This window comes from Bacillus sp. NPDC077027 (assembly GCF_050269555.1).
Lineage (GTDB): Bacteria > Bacillota > Bacilli > Bacillales > Bacillaceae > Bacillus.
The window spans coordinates 728,096-743,733 of sequence record NZ_JBNNIO010000002.1 but is presented as its reverse complement, the minus strand read 5'-3'; the positions used below and the strand labels follow the sequence as shown (position 1 = coordinate 743,733).

Below are 15,638 nucleotides of genomic sequence, written 5' to 3'. Positions count from 1 at the left end.
AATGAGCAAATTAGAAAAAACATTTCCTAACGGATTCTTATGGGGCGGTGCTGTAGCCGCCAACCAAATTGAAGGTGCCTACAACAAAGATGGCAAAGGTTTATCAACAGCAGACATATCGCCAAACGGTATTATGCATCCTTTCGATGAGTCAATGAAAGAATTAAACCTCTATCATGATGCCATTGATTTCTATCATCGTTATAAAGAGGACATTGCACTCTTTGCTGAAATGGGCTTTAAATGCTTTAGATTATCACTTTCTTGGCCGCGTATCTTCCCTAATGGGGATGATGCTGAACCAAATGAAGCGGGGCTTGCATTCTACGACAAGGTATTTGATGAATTGCTCAAGTATGGTATTGAACCGGTTGTCACGATTTCACACTATGAAATGCCACTTGCTTTAGTGAAGAATTACGGTGGCTGGAGAAACCGTAAGCTTGTAGAACTTTATGAAAAATATGCCAAAACGGTTTTAACTAGATATCAAGATAAGGTGAAATATTGGATGACGTTTAATGAAATTAACGTCGTGCTCCATGCGCCATTCACAGGTGGTGGACTTGTAATTGAAGAAGGAGAAAATGCAAAAAACATTCAATATCAAGCGGCACACCATCAATTTGTTGCAAGTGCACTTGCAGTAAAAGCGTGTCATGAAATCATTCCAGGAGCCCAAATTGGCTGTATGATTGCAGCAATGACAACATATCCATTCAGCTCAAGACCTGAGGATATGTTTACGGCGATTGAACAGGATCGCAAAACATTGTTCTTCTCAGACGTCCAAGCGAGAGGTTATTACCCAGCGTACATGAAGCGCTATCTCCTTGAAAATGACATTACGATTGAATTTGCAGAAGGTGACGAGGAGATTTTGAAAAATCATACCGTCGACTACATTGGATTCAGCTACTACATGAGTTTTGTGGCGAGTACAGATCCAAAGGTACTAGAGCAAGCTGAAGGAGGAAACTTGTTTGCAGGTGTGAAAAACCCTTACTTGAAATCAAGTGAGTGGGGCTGGCAGATTGATCCGAAAGGACTTCGTATCACACTGAACCAACTATACGATCGTTATCAAAAACCATTGTTTATTGTAGAAAATGGATTAGGTGCTGTTGATAAGGTTGAAGAAGACGGATCTATTCAAGATGATTACCGCATCGACTATTTGAAAAATCACTTACTAGAAGCGAGAGAAGCTATTGCGGACGGTGTAGATCTTATTGGCTATACAAGCTGGGGTCCAATTGACCTTGTGAGTGCATCAACAGCTGAAATGAAAAAACGCTACGGTTTCATTTATGTCGATCGTGATAATGAAGGAAACGGTACATTAGATAGAAAGAAAAAGAAAAGCTTTGATTGGTATAAACAAGTGATTGCCACAAATGGTGACCATTTAGATGCATAAAAAAATTAAGATCGACAAAACCACTCAATCCCATGAGTGGTTTTGTTTTTTCACGTTTTAAAAAAATATATGAATTTATGAATATTCGTTTGAAGTAGGGACTCGAATAATTTATTAACAACACTTATGAAGTATGATATTGTAAACAGGAATCAAGAAGATAAGAATAAATTAGTAGATATGGTTCATAAAGTAATTACATTATTCTCAATGTATATACTGATCTTTTATTACGCTATAACCTTAATGTGCCAAAAGATCAAATGAAGAAAAAAATTAAAGCCTTTCAATGTGGCTTAGGTTACTGCACATCTAAAGGAAGTTACGATTTCGAATTAGGTGTTTATGGCAATCATACACTTAAGTTGTTAGAGGGGATTGAGATGGCTAGTGAACTTAGATAATAAAGGAGATGCGCTAAAGATCGACAACCTTAGCTTTCAATATGGGAATACAATCATATTAAAAGATTTGTCTTTACATATTCAAGGCCCTGGTCTTTATGCACTTCATGGGGAAAGTGGTAGTGGGAAGACGACATTTATTAACATTATTGCATTGATTCAAAAACCGAGTGCTGGGCAGATGACGTTGTTCAATCAGTCCATTGATTTTACAAATCAAGAACAGATTGATGAATACCGCAAGAAGATTGCTTATTTCTTTCAAGATTTGAACTTGATTGAGTCTTTGACTGTGAGGGAAAATTTGCAGGTCATCTCGTTAATTAATGAACAAGAAGTGGAAAATGAAAGATTAGCAGAACAGGCTAAGAAGCTCAAAATGAGCGAGAAACTTGATGTAACAGTTAGTAATCTATCAGGTGGAGAAAGGCAGCGTGCGGCTTTCTTGAAAATCATGCTGTTTGATTATTCACTTATTCTGTTAGACGAACCAACAAATAACCTTGATAAAGATAACATTCAGATGATGCTTGGTATGTTATCTGAATTGAAGAAAACGAAGGCGATTTTAGTCGTTACACACTCTGATACCGTTGTGCAACAAGCCGATGTCGTCCTTCGTTTTGACGACTTGAATAAAAGGAACCAATCCATATGAAAACATTATTCGTCTTTGACTATTTAAAAAAGAAACATCGATCGACCCTGAGAAAATTGGCTGTTTTGAATTTTGTTTTGCTGATGTTGATCTTTTTCTCTATATTTACTATCCTGATTTCTGCTGATAATATTTACAAAAACGTATTGACTAACGAGCGCCTTTCAATGGTTTTAATTAATGGGTATTCGAAAACTGGTGAGTACGAGTACGATACAGATAAAATGAAGCGTATGCCGAATGTCAAAGACATTGTCTACGAATATGACGTCTCGTTATCTATTGAAGCAGATGGAGAAACGGATATATTATCAGCTCTATCATTCAATCCGACAACAAAAGAGGCTGTGAGTTATGAGGGTGATCTAAAAGAAAACACCATCTTGCTTCCAGAAAGGTTCAAAGGTAAAAAAATCAAAGCATATGATGGTGAAGTGGAACCATTAGAAGCGAATATTGAGTACTACAAAGGTGAAGGGAACTATTTCTTAAAAGATTACAGTTACCTATCACCAGATCTGTACAAAAAAATGAGTAGTCAAATTAAGATTGGTGAGAACTACGATGGTGTTAGAACACTCATTGTTAATTTAAATAAAACAGAAGATATTTATGAGTTTGTGAACCAGTTTGATCGGATGTTTGATGAAGAGGATGTTTTTGTATACTACCAAGCGCAAGGGCTAGAGAAATTAGTCGCTAATTCAAAATTGTCATTTTTGTTGCTTGTCGTATTTCAGATCATTTTATTTGTGGTGATTGCTTTTATTTATCGAGGTCAGATGCATACACTGATTAGCATTTTGAACCGAGATTTGTTGTCCTTGTATTTAAATGGGATGTCACCAAAGGATATGATCAAGCAATTCTACCGTAGTATAGACCAGATGAATCTAAAAGTTTATGTTGTAGCGTTACTATTCATTGCCGTCTTGGTTGCTTTCTTGCTCGTGCAATTACCAGGAGAGGTCATTTTATGGATTGGCGGTACAGCAGTTGGACTCCTTCTCGTCTTGGTTCTACTGAATAAATGGTTTGTGCGCTACATTATCACGAAACGCATGAAGAAAGAACTGTCACAAGAGAATATCGTATCAAGATTGCGAAACTAAGAAAAGAACTGCCTAATGGCGGTTCTTTTTTGTATCAAAAAAGCCCTAAGCCATGACGGCTTAGGACCAGCTGTTTTATTTCCACACTTGATTTGCAATCTCGATCACATGACGCAGCTTTTCCCATTGCTGTTCTTCTGTTAACAGATTGCCTTCCTCCGTTGATGCGAATCCGCATTGTGGACTCAAACAAATCTGGTTGATATCCACATATTGCGCTGCTTCCTCAATGCGTTTTTTGATATTCTCTACAGGCTCAAGCTCACCATATTTTGATGTGACCAGTCCAAGAACGATCTGTAAATTTGGGTTCTTCACATAACGGAGTGGTTCAAAGCCACCAGAACGGTCATCATCAAATTCAAGGAACAGACCATCTAAATCTAAGCCGTCAAAAATCGTTTCTGCTGCTGCTTCATAGCCGCCTTCTGCTGCCCAAGTGGACTTGAAGTTGCCACGGCAAATGTGCATGGTCACAATTAAATCATCTGGGCGATCTGCAACAGCTTCGTTGATTGTTTTCGCAAAGGATTCACGAAGTTCGTCTGCTTCACGGCCAAATGCTTTTATTTGTTCATGTCCTTTTTCGGAGAAGAAAACGGCCCATGCTGTGTCATCCAACTGAATGTAACGACAACCCGCATCATAAAAGGCACGAATCGCTTTTTTATAAGCCTGGGCAACATCATGATGGAAGTCTTCGAGGTTATCATAGACATCGCCATCTAATTTTCCTCTGAAAAAGAGCATATTCGGACTTGGAATGGTCATTTTCGCTGTATGGTCACCAGCAATGCTGTGTAGGAAGCGATAATCCTCCAGCATTGGGTGATCTGTGAAGTCGATCTTACCAGAGACTTTAATACCCCTTGCTTTTGTTGTTGTATTGTGGAATTTTATGCCGTTTTCAGCTTCAAATCCTTCGACTCCATCCAGTCCTTCTAAGAAATCGAAGTGCCACCATGCACGTCTGAACTCACCATCTGTGACAACCTCTAATCCAATTTCCTTTTGCTTTTCGACAATACGGGTAATTTCTTCATTTTCGATTTGACGAAGCTGTTCTGCTGTAATGGCCCCTTCAGCCTTCTGTTGCCTTGCTTCTTTGATTCGTTCTGAACGGAGCAAGCTTCCCACCTGATCTGCTCGAAATGGTGGTTTCGTTGTTTTTTTACCTGTTGTTTGTACTTGTGTCATATGAAATCCCTTCTTTCGTTAAATTCAAATAAAAAAGCTCTCCCTCTGGATAAGGAAGAGCATATATTGCAATATCTCTGCCTTATCTTCAAACAAGTATGTACACTTGTTTTAGGAATTAGCACCATTCTGTTCCGAGGAACAGCGGTTGCCGGGCTTCATAGGGCCAGTCCCTCCACCACTCTTAATAAGGTTACCTTTGATTCAATTTTCTTAATAAACACAATTATTCATATTTTCTATGGAAAAGTCAATGGTTTTCATCATTTATTTTTTTATATCAACAAATCAGCAATTAAAACACCAGCTAGTCCAACAAGGGAAAGGATGGTGACCATCATTGTCCATGTCTTAAAGGTTTGTGCAATAGATAGATTGAAATATTCCTTGTAAATCCAGAAGCCTGCATCGTTTACATGAGAGAAAGTGATACTTCCTGCACCTGTTGCAATGACCATGAGCTCAGGGCTGACCCCCGTTAAGCTGATGAGTGGAGCGGAAATTCCAGCCGCAGTTAAGCCTGCAACCGTGGCAGATCCAAGAGATACCCGTAGAACTGCTGCAATCAACCACGTTAATAGTAGTGGTGATAATGTGCTCCCATTCATCATACTGGCAATATATTGGTCGACGCCGCTATCTATCAATACTTGTTTAAATGCGCCGCCTCCTGCGATAATTAATAAAATCATTGCAATCGATCCGATGGAATCTGTAATGGACTTCATGACTTCTTGCATCTTCTTACCTCGTCCAATTCCAAACGTATAGATGGCAAGAAGGACTGAAATCAGTAAAGCAATCGCTGGTTCGCCTAAAAATTCTGCCGTTGGCAAAAGCGGTGAAGAAGGGAAGAAAATTTCCAAAAATGCTTTACATGTCATCAGTAAAACAGGCAGAACAGCTGTAAATAGACTGATGCCAAAACTCGGCATTTCTTCCTCTGAGAATTCCATTGGGTTAAATAAATTTTTAGGGATGTGCGCATGTAGTTGATCTTTCTTAAACAGTTTTGTAAACAATAGTCCACCAATCAGAACGGCTGGAATGGCTAAAATAATACCAATTAATAAGGTTTGTCCCATATTTGCTTTGAACACGTTTGCGATGGCAGTCGGCCCTGGGTGAGGGGGGAGGAAGCCATGTGTCGTAATGAGTGCAGCGACAAGCGGCATGCCCACATATAGAACAGGAAGTCTTGCTGCTTGTGCGATTGTAAAGACAAGTGGAATTAAGATGATGAATCCGGTTTCATAAAAGAGAGCAATCCCAATCACAAATCCTGTTAGCATCGTTGCCCATTGAATTTTTCCGATTCCAAATTTATCAATTAAGGTCATGGCAATTCGCTGAGCACCGCCTGAGTCAGCCATTAACTTACCAAGCATTGCGCCAAAACCAAGCACAAGTGCTAAGTGGCCTAGTGTGCTACCTAGTCCGCTTTCGACGGAGGCAACGGCTTCGAGTGGTGACATGCCTTCAAGTACAGCAACAATAAGTGACACAATAATCAATGATATGAAAGCGTTTAACTTGAAGACAACCATCAACAATAGCAATAATAAAACGCCAAGTCCGATAAAGACAAGAGACATGATCTTTCCTCCTTTGTTTTGCAGAAGGGAAGCAGAAATGCTTCCCTATGTTTTATCCTTCAAGTATCTCTACTGCTTGTTTTAAAGTATCAATTGAACCAACATTTCCTGGGAAAATCACGTATGAGATAAATGGAAACTTACTTTCTTCACCAGTTTGCCAGACTGGGATTCCAGGTCTAATTTGTCCTGCAACGGTAGCACGTTTGACACGAAGTCCTCTTGTACCGATATCACTAGAAGTGATACCACCTTTAGCAATCAGGTATTTCGGGCGAATGCTTAATCGCTGGACAATACTTGTGACAGCATCACTAATTTGAATCGACAGTTTTAATTCTTCTTCTTTTTGATTGTCTCCGAGATCAAGACGCTCACGCTTTGTATAAACAGTGACAGTCTGGCCAGACTTTATCAGCTCTTCCGTTGTTTGAATGACGCGGTCAACTTCATGCTTGAATTGTTCTGGCTCTAGAACAAGATTTGAGTTGAATTCAATAAACGCGATCTCTTCATTTTTTTGCAGTTCCTTCAATTGCTCTGTTGTCTTTTTTACATGAGAGCCAACCATAATGAGTCCGCCGTTCGGGCTTTCCTCTGGAATAAGTTCATCTCTTGTTAATAATCCTTTATCACCGATTCCGCCAAGCACTTTAGTGAGTGCGGCTGCACTTCTAAATATAAAGTTTTTTCCAGACTGGAATGCTTCTAGGAGTGCAATCACAAACACTTTCACATCATCGTAGTCTATTGCATTTACAACGACTTTTTTAAAGTCTGAGACATTGATGAGTTGTTCTTTTATTTGTTCGATGTGAAGTGCACGTAAGTCATCAAGTGAAATATAGGTCGTATCATCTTTTGTGAAAGCACCATTTGACTTCTCTTCAATCCATTCTCCAAGGTGAGAGGATCGAAAGCCGAATGTACGATCAAGTGCAAACTCTGTTTCTCCAGCAGGAACTAGCTCATTTCCCTCTTGTACATAATGAACGTTGTCGATAGTAAAGCGTCCGCCTTCCAGAAAGAAAGGGATGATTATTTCACCATCAAAGATCCACTCACTTTGCTGTTCAATAGATGTTTTTATAACAATCGTTTCAAGTGGAAAATGTCCACGCAAGGTGGAATCTCCTCGGCTGACAATGACAAAATCTTTCTTGAGTCGTTTCGCTACTTTTACAATAGTTGAAGCGATTTGTTGATGAACATCGGTTGTTTCGTCTTCTGTCAGTCCTCTTGAATTCGTTAATATAAAGAACATGCGGTTGTCTTCAAGAAAACCTTGCTCAATGCTGTCTTCTGTCCAATCTGTAAATACAGAGACACCATGGACAGTCTGAATGCCAGTTGGATCATCGTCTAAAACAATGAGTTTTCTGTTAAAAGTAAGCAATGCTTGTTCATATTGTTTGTGAATTGTATGTGTATCTGCTTTTGGAATCGCATGTAAAAGGGCTGTGCTTTGTCTCGTCATGATTTATGATCCTTTCTTGACTTCCACATGAGCCATTTTTTCGTAGTATTGTACAATACCAGCGTGGTCAAGACCTGCTTTTCCATCTGCCTTTAATGCGTGAAAAATTTCAAGTAACTGGCTTGAAAGTGGTAGAGGAACACCGATGTCATGTGCTGTCTCCATCACATTTGTCAAATCCTTCAAGTTAATATCAATCCGACCACCAGGTTCAAAATGTCGCTCTAAAATAAGGGGAACTTTGGCATCAAGTACTGCACTGCCAGCAAGTCCACCTCTAATGGCTTCATACATTTTATCAATCGCGATACCAGATTTGGCTGCGAGTACAAGTGCTTCAGACATCGCTGCGATGTTTAAGTTAACAATGATTTGGTTCGCTAGCTTGGCTGTAGTCCCGCTGCCATTTGCACCGACAAGGACGACATCTGTTCCCATGCAGTGCAGAATATCTTGAACTTTCTCAAAGATAGCTTCATCACCACCAGCCATGATGGCTAAAGTCCCATCCACCGCTTTAGGCTCACCACCACTAACTGGGGCATCGATAAAGTCTACTTGATGTTGCTTGGATCGTGCCGCAAGTGATCTGGAGGTGACAGGAGAAATAGAGCTCATGTCAATGATGATAGATCCAGGTTTTGCAGTGCTTAAAATACCGTTTTCTCCTGCTACAACAGCTTCTACGTGTTCCCCTTTAGGTAACATTGTGATGATGACATCGCTTTCAGAAGCTACCTCTGCTGCTGAAATTGTGCTGATGGCACCTGCATCATGCAACGCAGATACAGCTTCTTGGTTAATATCAAAAACTGAAACAGCGTGACCAGCTTTTAATAGATTGAGTGCCATTGGTTTTCCCATAATGCCAAGTCCGATAAAGCCAATTTGTCGGTTCAATTCAGTTGCCCCCTCAATTGAAAACCCTTACGAAAAGCGCTTTCTTTTTTATGTTAGTATTTATACTATCTCATTTAATTAATAGTAGGAAATAAACTATCGTTCACTTAATGTACATGACGATTGCTAAACATGTCAACGAAAAATATGATGAAAGCCTCAAAAAAAAGACCGGAATATCACTCCGGTCTTTCAAAGTTAGGTTTTGTTTTTGGCAACAGCAAGTCGGGATCTCTTCACATTTTCAATGACATTTGATCCTATCTCTAGTACAGCAGCTACATAGAGAATATCAATAATGACAAGCTGATTGATCCGAGAGATCATTGAGTCAGATCGGTAGGCTGTTTCCCTTGATGAACTGAGAAGGTGAAAGTCAGATCGTTTAGCTAGCTCAGATTTTGGATAACTTGTAATTGAGGCGATAACCGCTCCTTTTTCCTTTGCAAACTGAACGGCATCTAATATTTCTTTGCTTTCTCCTGAATGAGAAATCGCAACAATGAAATCTTGTTCGGTAGCATGTGTTGAAATCATATTCATCATATGTGGATCACTGCACAGGCTCACTTCAAATCCAAGCTGGAGAAACTTGTGGTAGGCATCGCCTGCAATAAAGCTTGATGCACCTGCACCGAAGAATACTGTTTTACGAGCCTTCTTCACTTGTTCAATAAATTGCGTAACAGCTTGATCTTCAACGATCTGTTTCATATCTTGTATGGAGCTAGTTGTTAACTCTATCACTTTATGTTTAATATCAGCGATGCTGTCACCGGCTTCAATTTCTCCGTAAATCGATTTGGGTGTGTTGGTTGCTATATCCTGTGCGACATGGACACGGAAAACCTGATAGGATTCATAGCCGATTTTTCGTAAAAAACGGAAAATCGTCGTCTCACTTGTGTTGCATTCCGCAGCAAGTGCACTGATCGAATGAAGCACGACTTTCTGGGGGTTTTGTAAGATGTAATTGGCAATTTTTTTTTGTGTTGGCGACAAGCTATTAAACTTTGTTCGAATATGACTAAAAATGTTTTCTTCTATGATAAACACCACGCTTTATAAGACATTCTATTTCTACTTATAAGCATACAGGAACTTAAGAAAACGGTAAACAAACCCGCTGCTGGACAAGGAGAGAATATATTGGAAAAAATACTTCTTTTGGTTCTTTTGTCATGATATACTCATTTGGTAAAAGAAAAAAATGGGGGTTTTTACTGTGAATTTGAAAAAAGGTATGACGATTGGCTTACTTGTCTTTTCGCTCATCGTCTCGTTGTTTGCACCTGTAGCCTCAGTCGAAGCGAAGCAAGTGAAGAAAGCAAAAGTAAGTACACACTATTATAAAAAGAAAAAAGCATTTAAATATCCACAAGTAAAGAATTTGACGAAAGTACATCAAAAAAGAATAAACAGTGACCTGAAATTAAGAGTGCAATATTCGTATGAGATGTACCTTGATTTAAAGAAAGAGGCCAAGAAATATAACGGTGGGAAAGTCGATTATAAAACTTGGTATGAAACAAAGTTTAACAATGGAAAGAAACTTAGCTTCCTAACATATGATTATGCAAATGCTGGTGGAAATCATGGGGATACAATGATTATCGGTATGAACTATGACTTACAAAAGAAAAAAACGAGATTGCTTGATTTGACAGATGTTTTGACAACAAAAAAGAAGCGTAATAAAGTGAGAGATTACGTTTATAATTATACGAAGAAACACAAGAACAAATTTTATGTTGGATTGAAAAAAAGTGAAATTGAAATTAGTGAGAACACTCAATTCCATTTTACAAATAAAGGGATCTCTGTTGTTTTCCAGCCATATGAGATTGCACCTTATTCATCTGGTATTCCAATGATCAATGTACCAGCAAAGGTATACAAATAAGAGAAACAGAAGCGACCGAGACGATGGGTCGCTTTTGTTGTGACAGGTCTAGGAAAAGTGGACTACTTAGGGGAGAGTACAAGGGATTTTTAGCTGACAGCATCAAAAAAGAGCCACAAGGGCTCTTTTATTTATACTTGTTTAGGTGCACTTAATGGGTGGCGACTTTTGCCGTTATAATAGCGGCGCATACGGAATATTTCAAACTCTGATAGCTCTGCGCTTTTTCGTTTTTGGGTGCGGTTATCTTTTTTGAAAGAGAATAGTAAGTAACAACAAAGTGAAGCGATAATGAACAAGATCATCATGTGACATTCCTCCAATTCATCCTATTCTTAAAGTGTAGACAGGTTGAGTGATTTTTATAACTGAAAATAAGGAGCAGATGATGTATAGTTCTTGTGATTCATTCACCTGATTGAACTAGGTCTAAAATACTGGTTGTTTTTAACTATTATATTTCCAGTTATTTCACTCGTCAAGAAGAATTTTTATGGGGTTGTCTATATTAGTACGATTAAACTTTACTAAAGTTTCAGAAAATTAAAAACTTTTTATAAAAAACCGTTCCCGATTAGGAACGGCTTTAAACATGTTTATGCTTTTTCTTCAAACAGGCGTGCAATTTCAACGATGACTTGAGTGGCTTTTAACATATTTTCGACAGAGATAAATTCGAATTTGCCATGAAAGTTTTCTCCACCTGTAAAGATGTTTGGTGTTGGTAACCCTTTATATGAAAGCTGAGAGCCGTCTGTACCGCCACGGATTGGTTCAATAATCGGCGTGACTGAAAGGTTCTCCATTGCTTCATACGCAATATCAACAATATGTTTCACCGGTTCGATTTTTTCTCTCATATTAAAGTACTGATCATGAATGTCGACTGTGATGCTCTTATCTCCATAAATGTCTCTCAGTTCGCCTGCAATACGCTCAAACAGTGCTTTACGATTGTTGAATTTTACTTTATCAAAGTCACGAATAATGTATTGAAGTTCCGCTTCCTCAACATCTCCGACGAATTTAGATAGATGGAAAAATCCTTCGTATCCTTCTGTATGCTCTGGTGCTTCCTCTGAAGGAAGTTTGTTGTGAAACAGCATACCAATTTTTGCTGCGCTGACCATCTTGTTTTTGGCAGTTCCTGGATGAACACTATTTCCTTTGATCGAGACTTTTGCACCGGCTGCGTTAAAGCTTTCATATTGCAATTCGCCAAGTGGCCCGCCATCAATCGTATACGCATAAGAAGCGCCGAACGCCTCTACATCAAATTTGTGTGGGCCTCTGCCGATTTCTTCATCGGGTGTAAAGGCGACACGTATTTTTCCATGTTTAATGTCAGGATGTTGAATCAAATAATCCATAGCTGTCATAATTTCAGCGATACCAGCTTTATTGTCAGCACCTAAAAGTGTTGTGCCATCAGTTGTAATGAGTGTATGTCCTTGATACTGAGTTAAGTTTGGAAACTGTTTTGGAGATAAAACAATATGTAGGTCTTTGTTTAAAACAATGTCGCCGCCTTGATAGTTCTCGTGAAGCTGAGGTTTGACATTTTTTCCGGTGAAATCAGTAGCAGTATCCACATGGGCAAGGAAGCCGATAGTTGGTACATCTTTGTCTGTATTGGCTGGAATTGTCCCCATTACATAACCATTTTCATCAATTGTGACATCTTCAATGCCGATAGCTTTCATCTCATCCACAAGCATTCTTGAAAGGTTTAACTGTTTAGAGGTGGACGGGCATGTCTCACTATCTGCATCTGATTGTGTATCCACTTGTACATAGTTTGTGAAACGGTGAATCATCTCTTCTTTCATGCATACATCTCTCCTTTATCTAGTATAAGTTCATTTTATCATGACTTGAATACGCTTCATAACGAGAAGAAGTTTTCTTTTAGGGGTAGGGAGAGAAAGGGCCTATTTAACAAGCGTTTTAGAAGGATTATCAGTCATTCGATGTGCTGAATGGTTCTTTAGGTTGATTTTTTTAGGTGCCTTTTTATTTATAATAAAAATCATATAAAATCATCCATTTGTACGCTAATTTAGGAGAAAGAGGTGCGAAAGTTGGATTCTAGTCAAACGGTGGCTCTCGCTCAAAAATATCAAGAAGCAGCTGAAGAGGTGAGGCAGTCTAAACAGCTTTTGTCGGATCGGCTTCATGCACTTGGCGCTAATTGGCAAGGAGAAGCGAGAGATAAATTTGATCAGAGCTTTGAAGAGACGAAATCACGCTATGATCAGTTTGAGAAGGATTTGCTAGAGACGGGTCAGGAGCTACGAGAGGCTGCTGTGAAAATTGAAGAACGAAAAGCAGAAATCGCAAGAATGGAAGAGCTGGAACGAAAGAGACAAGAAGAACAATAAGAAAGAAGTAGAAAGGGGAGATAGGATATATGGCAGGAAAAATCTCAGTCGATCCAGATCAATTAGAAGGACTTGCCAATGATTTTGTTTCAGAGCTAACGTCCATTGAAACGAAACATCAGCGATTAAACAGAGAGTTAGATCAAATGATTTTAGGCTGCGATCCTCGATACGCAAGCTGTTTTTCAGGTGTAGGAGATGCATGGAGTGCAGGAACTTCGTTAATGAATAAATTAAGCAACGATGATATTTCCATTCGTAAAACCGCAGACAAATTTGTAGAAGATGACGCTATTTTAAGAAAAATGTACAACTTATATGATCAATATGGTACGTTGACGAGCCTAACTGGAATTGTCATGATGCAAGCGAAATACTATGGACTAGGCTTGACTTCCTTTGTTAAACAGAATGGAAATTATGCTGTCCAGCATTCTAAACTATTGTTGGACATCACTAGTCGGGTGGAAGGAACGAGATTTGACCGTGTTGCAAGGATTTTACTAAGAAAGAAGGAATTATTAAAACGATCCAATAGGTCGATGGCGGATTTGGTGCATAAGAAGTTTACAAAGTTCTATCCATCTGACACAGTCGCTTTTACTAACAGTGTTCGAAATTATACAAAAGGTAGCATCAACCTGAAGGATATAGATGGGCTGAAGTCCGTTTTGAAAAATGGTGCTAGATTTGCAAAAGGGAATGCGATTATTGCGACTGTGGTGACAGGTGCCACAGAATCAGTCGGGTGTGGCATCAAAATTGCGGAGAATTATGCGAAATTCGGAGACAAACCTGAGGTGCTCAAGCGAGAAAATGCGAAAGCTGTAGGGAATGCGGTGAACAATACTGCTTTTATTACTGGTGGGTCTGTTGCTGGAGCTGTCGTTGGCGGAGCGATCGGAAGTTTTGCGGGGCCCATTGGAACGGTTGTAGGTGGAGCAATTGGCTCAGCTGTTGGTGGATTCATTGGAGAAAAAGTGGCTAAGTTGACTTCTGGCTTCGCTGAGCAGTTAGCAGTCAAAATGAAAGATCCGATCCATGCTGTGGTTGATAAAGGGAAAAAGGCATTTGAATTGGCTGGTAAAGGTGTAAAAGCGGTGAACGATACAATCGACTATGCGAATAAGGCCATTCACCAAGGAATCGAAAAAACGAAGGAAACAGCAAATTCATTGATAAATGGAGCAGGTAACTTCTTGAAAGGAGCTTTTTCTTTTGGATAAGGGAGAGGTCAAATTGAATCAACTGAATTTAAGTATAGAAGAACTCATATTTAGTTTATATAGTGAAGGTTATTTTGAGCAGGGAATGTCATTAAAAGAAGCTTACTTTCCTGATTTGGAGGATGAAAAGCTCGGATTTCTCTTTGAAATCGCCTGTCGTTCGTTATTAGCGAAAGAAGTTCTAGAATTTAGGGATCGGCAATATCGGTACAAGCCAACATTTCGACATTTTATACAGGCAATGAATGATGCGGAATATACGGTGAAAGCATCCAAGTTTGGATCTGAGGGAGAAGAAGAAGCCGTCTCTTTTCATGTAACACGCGCCAATGTTTACTGCCATGAGATGTTATATGATAAACAAGTGCATCGCATACAAAAGATTCAAGGCATTAACACCATTTATAACAAAGTACATGCATTTTTACACATGCATGTAAGTACAAAACGTTCGGTCATCTTATCACTAAATGCTGATGAATTTGAAGCACTACTGGAAGGGGCAAGCGAGAAGCCAGAAGCCCTCCATTCCTTTTTAGAAAAGCATAAAGATCAGGAAAAAGTGAAGCAATTCGCTCGAGATTTATGGAAAAGGAAGGGGAAAATGGACAGCTTGATGAAAGTGATTTACGACAAAGAGAATATGCCAGATGTGCAGGGAATGGTCTTCATCATTCCGGGCAAGGAGCATTCTTGGGTGGTGTCAGGGATGAATCGGAACGAGTTTCATATTGAGACTGCACATGCAGATGGGCTGCAATCTATATTTTAGTTGGCGGGAAAAAGGAGAATGACGTTGAATCAAAGTGAAGTAATCGAAATGAAAAGCAGGTTGTTCCTAAGAGTATGGGCATTTCTAGCCACTGGTGGTTTTGGCATTGTGGGGATTTGGCTGATCTCAGAAGCGTTAAAGTTTGAATCGAACTATATCCTTTTTTTATTTGTGGGGGGATTGTTGGGTATTCTATATGGATTTATCTCTTTTTTCATGATTTTGCCCGCGTTCACTGCCAAGGGAAATGTGATTTTTCGCATTCAAACAGGTGAGCGCGGTTCGATACAAACTACGCATCAAACGGTTCCTTTTCATGACATACAATCTATTGAAATGCGGCGTCACAAATATCACGTGAGAGGGTTCCTCTTTATGGATGTGCTGGTGCGGAAAGTGGACGGGGGATTAATAAAAATTCCAGCGTACAGTATTTTAGATGAGCAATTGTTTGAGGAGGCCATTGAGCAATATGTCTTCTCTCACTTAAATGAAGTAGCAAAAGGGCACTGGCGTCAGCAACATATTGATCCAGAAAATGACTAATCAACAAACAAAATGTGTGCGTGATCGAGAGACTATTCTAAAGAAAA

General features: G+C 39.3%; 15 protein-coding genes and 1 riboswitch. Of the genes, 8 read left to right on the top strand and 7 right to left on the bottom strand.

What is annotated here, in order from left to right; genetic code table 11:
* The first annotated feature begins 1 nt into the window (after position 1).
* From ACQKEZ_RS09330 to ACQKEZ_RS09320, 3 genes are all read left to right on the top strand, one after another.
* The gene (locus tag ACQKEZ_RS09330; RefSeq protein ID WP_427300115.1) at positions 2–1,420 is read left to right on the top strand and encodes a glycoside hydrolase family 1 protein; all 1,419 of its coding nucleotides are present in this window, start codon (positions 2–4) and stop codon (positions 1,418–1,420) included.
* A 390-nt stretch (positions 1,421–1,810) separates the two neighbouring features.
* The gene (locus tag ACQKEZ_RS09325; RefSeq protein ID WP_427300113.1) at positions 1,811–2,482 is read left to right on the top strand and encodes an ATP-binding cassette domain-containing protein; all 672 of its coding nucleotides are present in this window, start codon (positions 1,811–1,813) and stop codon (positions 2,480–2,482) included.
* Complete coding sequence (locus ACQKEZ_RS09320) at positions 2,479–3,594, top strand: hypothetical protein (RefSeq protein ID WP_427300112.1); 1,116 nt, start codon at positions 2,479–2,481, stop codon at positions 3,592–3,594. Before ACQKEZ_RS09325 ends, ACQKEZ_RS09320 begins: the two co-directional genes overlap by 4 nt.
* Positions 3,595–3,669: 75 nt before the next feature.
* On the opposite strand, the gene ACQKEZ_RS09315 is transcribed toward ACQKEZ_RS09320, so the two are convergent.
* From ACQKEZ_RS09315 to ACQKEZ_RS09295, 5 genes are all read right to left on the bottom strand, one after another.
* Positions 3,670–4,791 (bottom strand): 5-methyltetrahydropteroyltriglutamate--homocysteine S-methyltransferase, encoded by a 1,122-nt coding sequence (locus ACQKEZ_RS09315; protein WP_427300110.1) that lies wholly within the window; start codon positions 4,789–4,791, stop codon positions 3,670–3,672.
* A gap of 79 nt (positions 4,792–4,870) precedes the next feature.
* A riboswitch (SAM riboswitch) is annotated at positions 4,871–4,985 on the bottom strand.
* An 81-nt stretch (positions 4,986–5,066) separates the two neighbouring features.
* Complete coding sequence (locus ACQKEZ_RS09310) at positions 5,067–6,386, bottom strand: gluconate:H+ symporter (RefSeq protein ID WP_427300108.1); 1,320 nt, start codon at positions 6,384–6,386, stop codon at positions 5,067–5,069.
* A 52-nt stretch (positions 6,387–6,438) separates the two neighbouring features.
* The gene (locus ACQKEZ_RS09305) at positions 6,439–7,863 is read right to left on the bottom strand and encodes a four-carbon acid sugar kinase family protein (protein WP_427300106.1); all 1,425 of its coding nucleotides are present in this window, start codon (positions 7,861–7,863) and stop codon (positions 6,439–6,441) included.
* A gap of 3 nt (positions 7,864–7,866) precedes the next feature.
* Positions 7,867–8,763 (bottom strand): 2-hydroxy-3-oxopropionate reductase, encoded by an 897-nt coding sequence (gene garR / locus ACQKEZ_RS09300; protein ID WP_427300105.1) that lies wholly within the window; start codon positions 8,761–8,763, stop codon positions 7,867–7,869.
* A 198-nt stretch (positions 8,764–8,961) separates the two neighbouring features.
* Positions 8,962–9,819 carry a MurR/RpiR family transcriptional regulator gene (locus tag ACQKEZ_RS09295; RefSeq protein WP_427300555.1) on the bottom strand — a complete coding sequence of 286 codons (858 nt, stop codon included), beginning with the start codon at positions 9,817–9,819 and terminating at the stop codon, positions 8,962–8,964.
* A gap of 169 nt (positions 9,820–9,988) precedes the next feature.
* On the opposite strand from ACQKEZ_RS09295, the gene ACQKEZ_RS09290 reads away from it, so the two are divergent.
* Complete coding sequence (locus tag ACQKEZ_RS09290) at positions 9,989–10,666, top strand: DUF3298 domain-containing protein (protein ID WP_427300103.1); 678 nt, start codon at positions 9,989–9,991, stop codon at positions 10,664–10,666.
* Positions 10,667–10,797: 131 nt separating this feature from the next.
* On the opposite strand, the gene ACQKEZ_RS09285 is transcribed toward ACQKEZ_RS09290, so the two are convergent.
* On the bottom strand, positions 10,798–10,974 hold the full coding sequence (locus ACQKEZ_RS09285; protein ID WP_427300573.1) for a hypothetical protein: 177 nt from the start codon (positions 10,972–10,974) through the stop codon (positions 10,798–10,800).
* 288 nt (positions 10,975–11,262) lie between these two features.
* Positions 11,263–12,495, bottom strand: a complete 1,233-nt coding sequence (pepT, locus tag ACQKEZ_RS09280; protein ID WP_427300101.1) for a peptidase T — start codon at positions 12,493–12,495, stop codon at positions 11,263–11,265.
* Positions 12,496–12,747: 252 nt separating this feature from the next.
* Here pepT and ACQKEZ_RS09275 point away from each other — a divergent pair, with 252 nt between their 5' ends.
* From ACQKEZ_RS09275 to ACQKEZ_RS09260, 4 genes are read left to right on the top strand one after another with little or no spacing between them, the layout of a single operon-like run.
* Positions 12,748–13,047, top strand: coding sequence for a WXG100 family type VII secretion target (locus tag ACQKEZ_RS09275; protein WP_427300554.1), 300 nt, complete (start codon positions 12,748–12,750; stop codon positions 13,045–13,047).
* A gap of 29 nt (positions 13,048–13,076) precedes the next feature.
* Entirely contained in the window at positions 13,077–14,273 is a 1,197-nt protein-coding gene (locus ACQKEZ_RS09270; protein ID WP_427300099.1) for a DUF6861 domain-containing protein, read from the top strand.
* Between the two features lie 13 nt (positions 14,274–14,286).
* The gene (locus tag ACQKEZ_RS09265; RefSeq protein ID WP_427300552.1) at positions 14,287–15,045 is read left to right on the top strand and encodes a hypothetical protein; all 759 of its coding nucleotides are present in this window, start codon (positions 14,287–14,289) and stop codon (positions 15,043–15,045) included.
* Positions 15,046–15,069: 24 nt separating this feature from the next.
* Entirely contained in the window at positions 15,070–15,591 is a 522-nt protein-coding gene (locus tag ACQKEZ_RS09260) for a YfjD family protein (protein ID WP_427300097.1), read from the top strand.
* Positions 15,592–15,638 lie beyond the last annotated feature (47 nt).

Excerpts from the sequence above, each read along its gene's own strand:
- ACQKEZ_RS09330 (WP_427300115.1), top strand. The coding sequence starts at position 2 with ATGAGCAAATTAGAAAAAACATTTCCTAACGGATTCTTATGGGGCGGT.
- ACQKEZ_RS09320 (WP_427300112.1), top strand. The coding sequence starts at position 2,479 with ATGAAAACATTATTCGTCTTTGACTATTTAAAAAAGAAACATCGATCG.
- ACQKEZ_RS09315 (WP_427300110.1), bottom strand. The coding sequence starts at position 4,791 with ATGACACAAGTACAAACAACAGGTAAAAAAACAACGAAACCACCATTT.
- ACQKEZ_RS09310 (WP_427300108.1), bottom strand. The coding sequence starts at position 6,386 with ATGTCTCTTGTCTTTATCGGACTTGGCGTTTTATTATTGCTATTGTTG.
- ACQKEZ_RS09305 (WP_427300106.1), bottom strand. The coding sequence starts at position 7,863 with ATGACGAGACAAAGCACAGCCCTTTTACATGCGATTCCAAAAGCAGAT.
- ACQKEZ_RS09285 (WP_427300573.1), bottom strand. The coding sequence starts at position 10,974 with ATGATGATCTTGTTCATTATCGCTTCACTTTGTTGTTACTTACTATTC.
- pepT (WP_427300101.1), bottom strand. The coding sequence starts at position 12,495 with ATGAAAGAAGAGATGATTCACCGTTTCACAAACTATGTACAAGTGGAT.
- ACQKEZ_RS09270 (WP_427300099.1), top strand. The coding sequence starts at position 13,077 with ATGGCAGGAAAAATCTCAGTCGATCCAGATCAATTAGAAGGACTTGCC.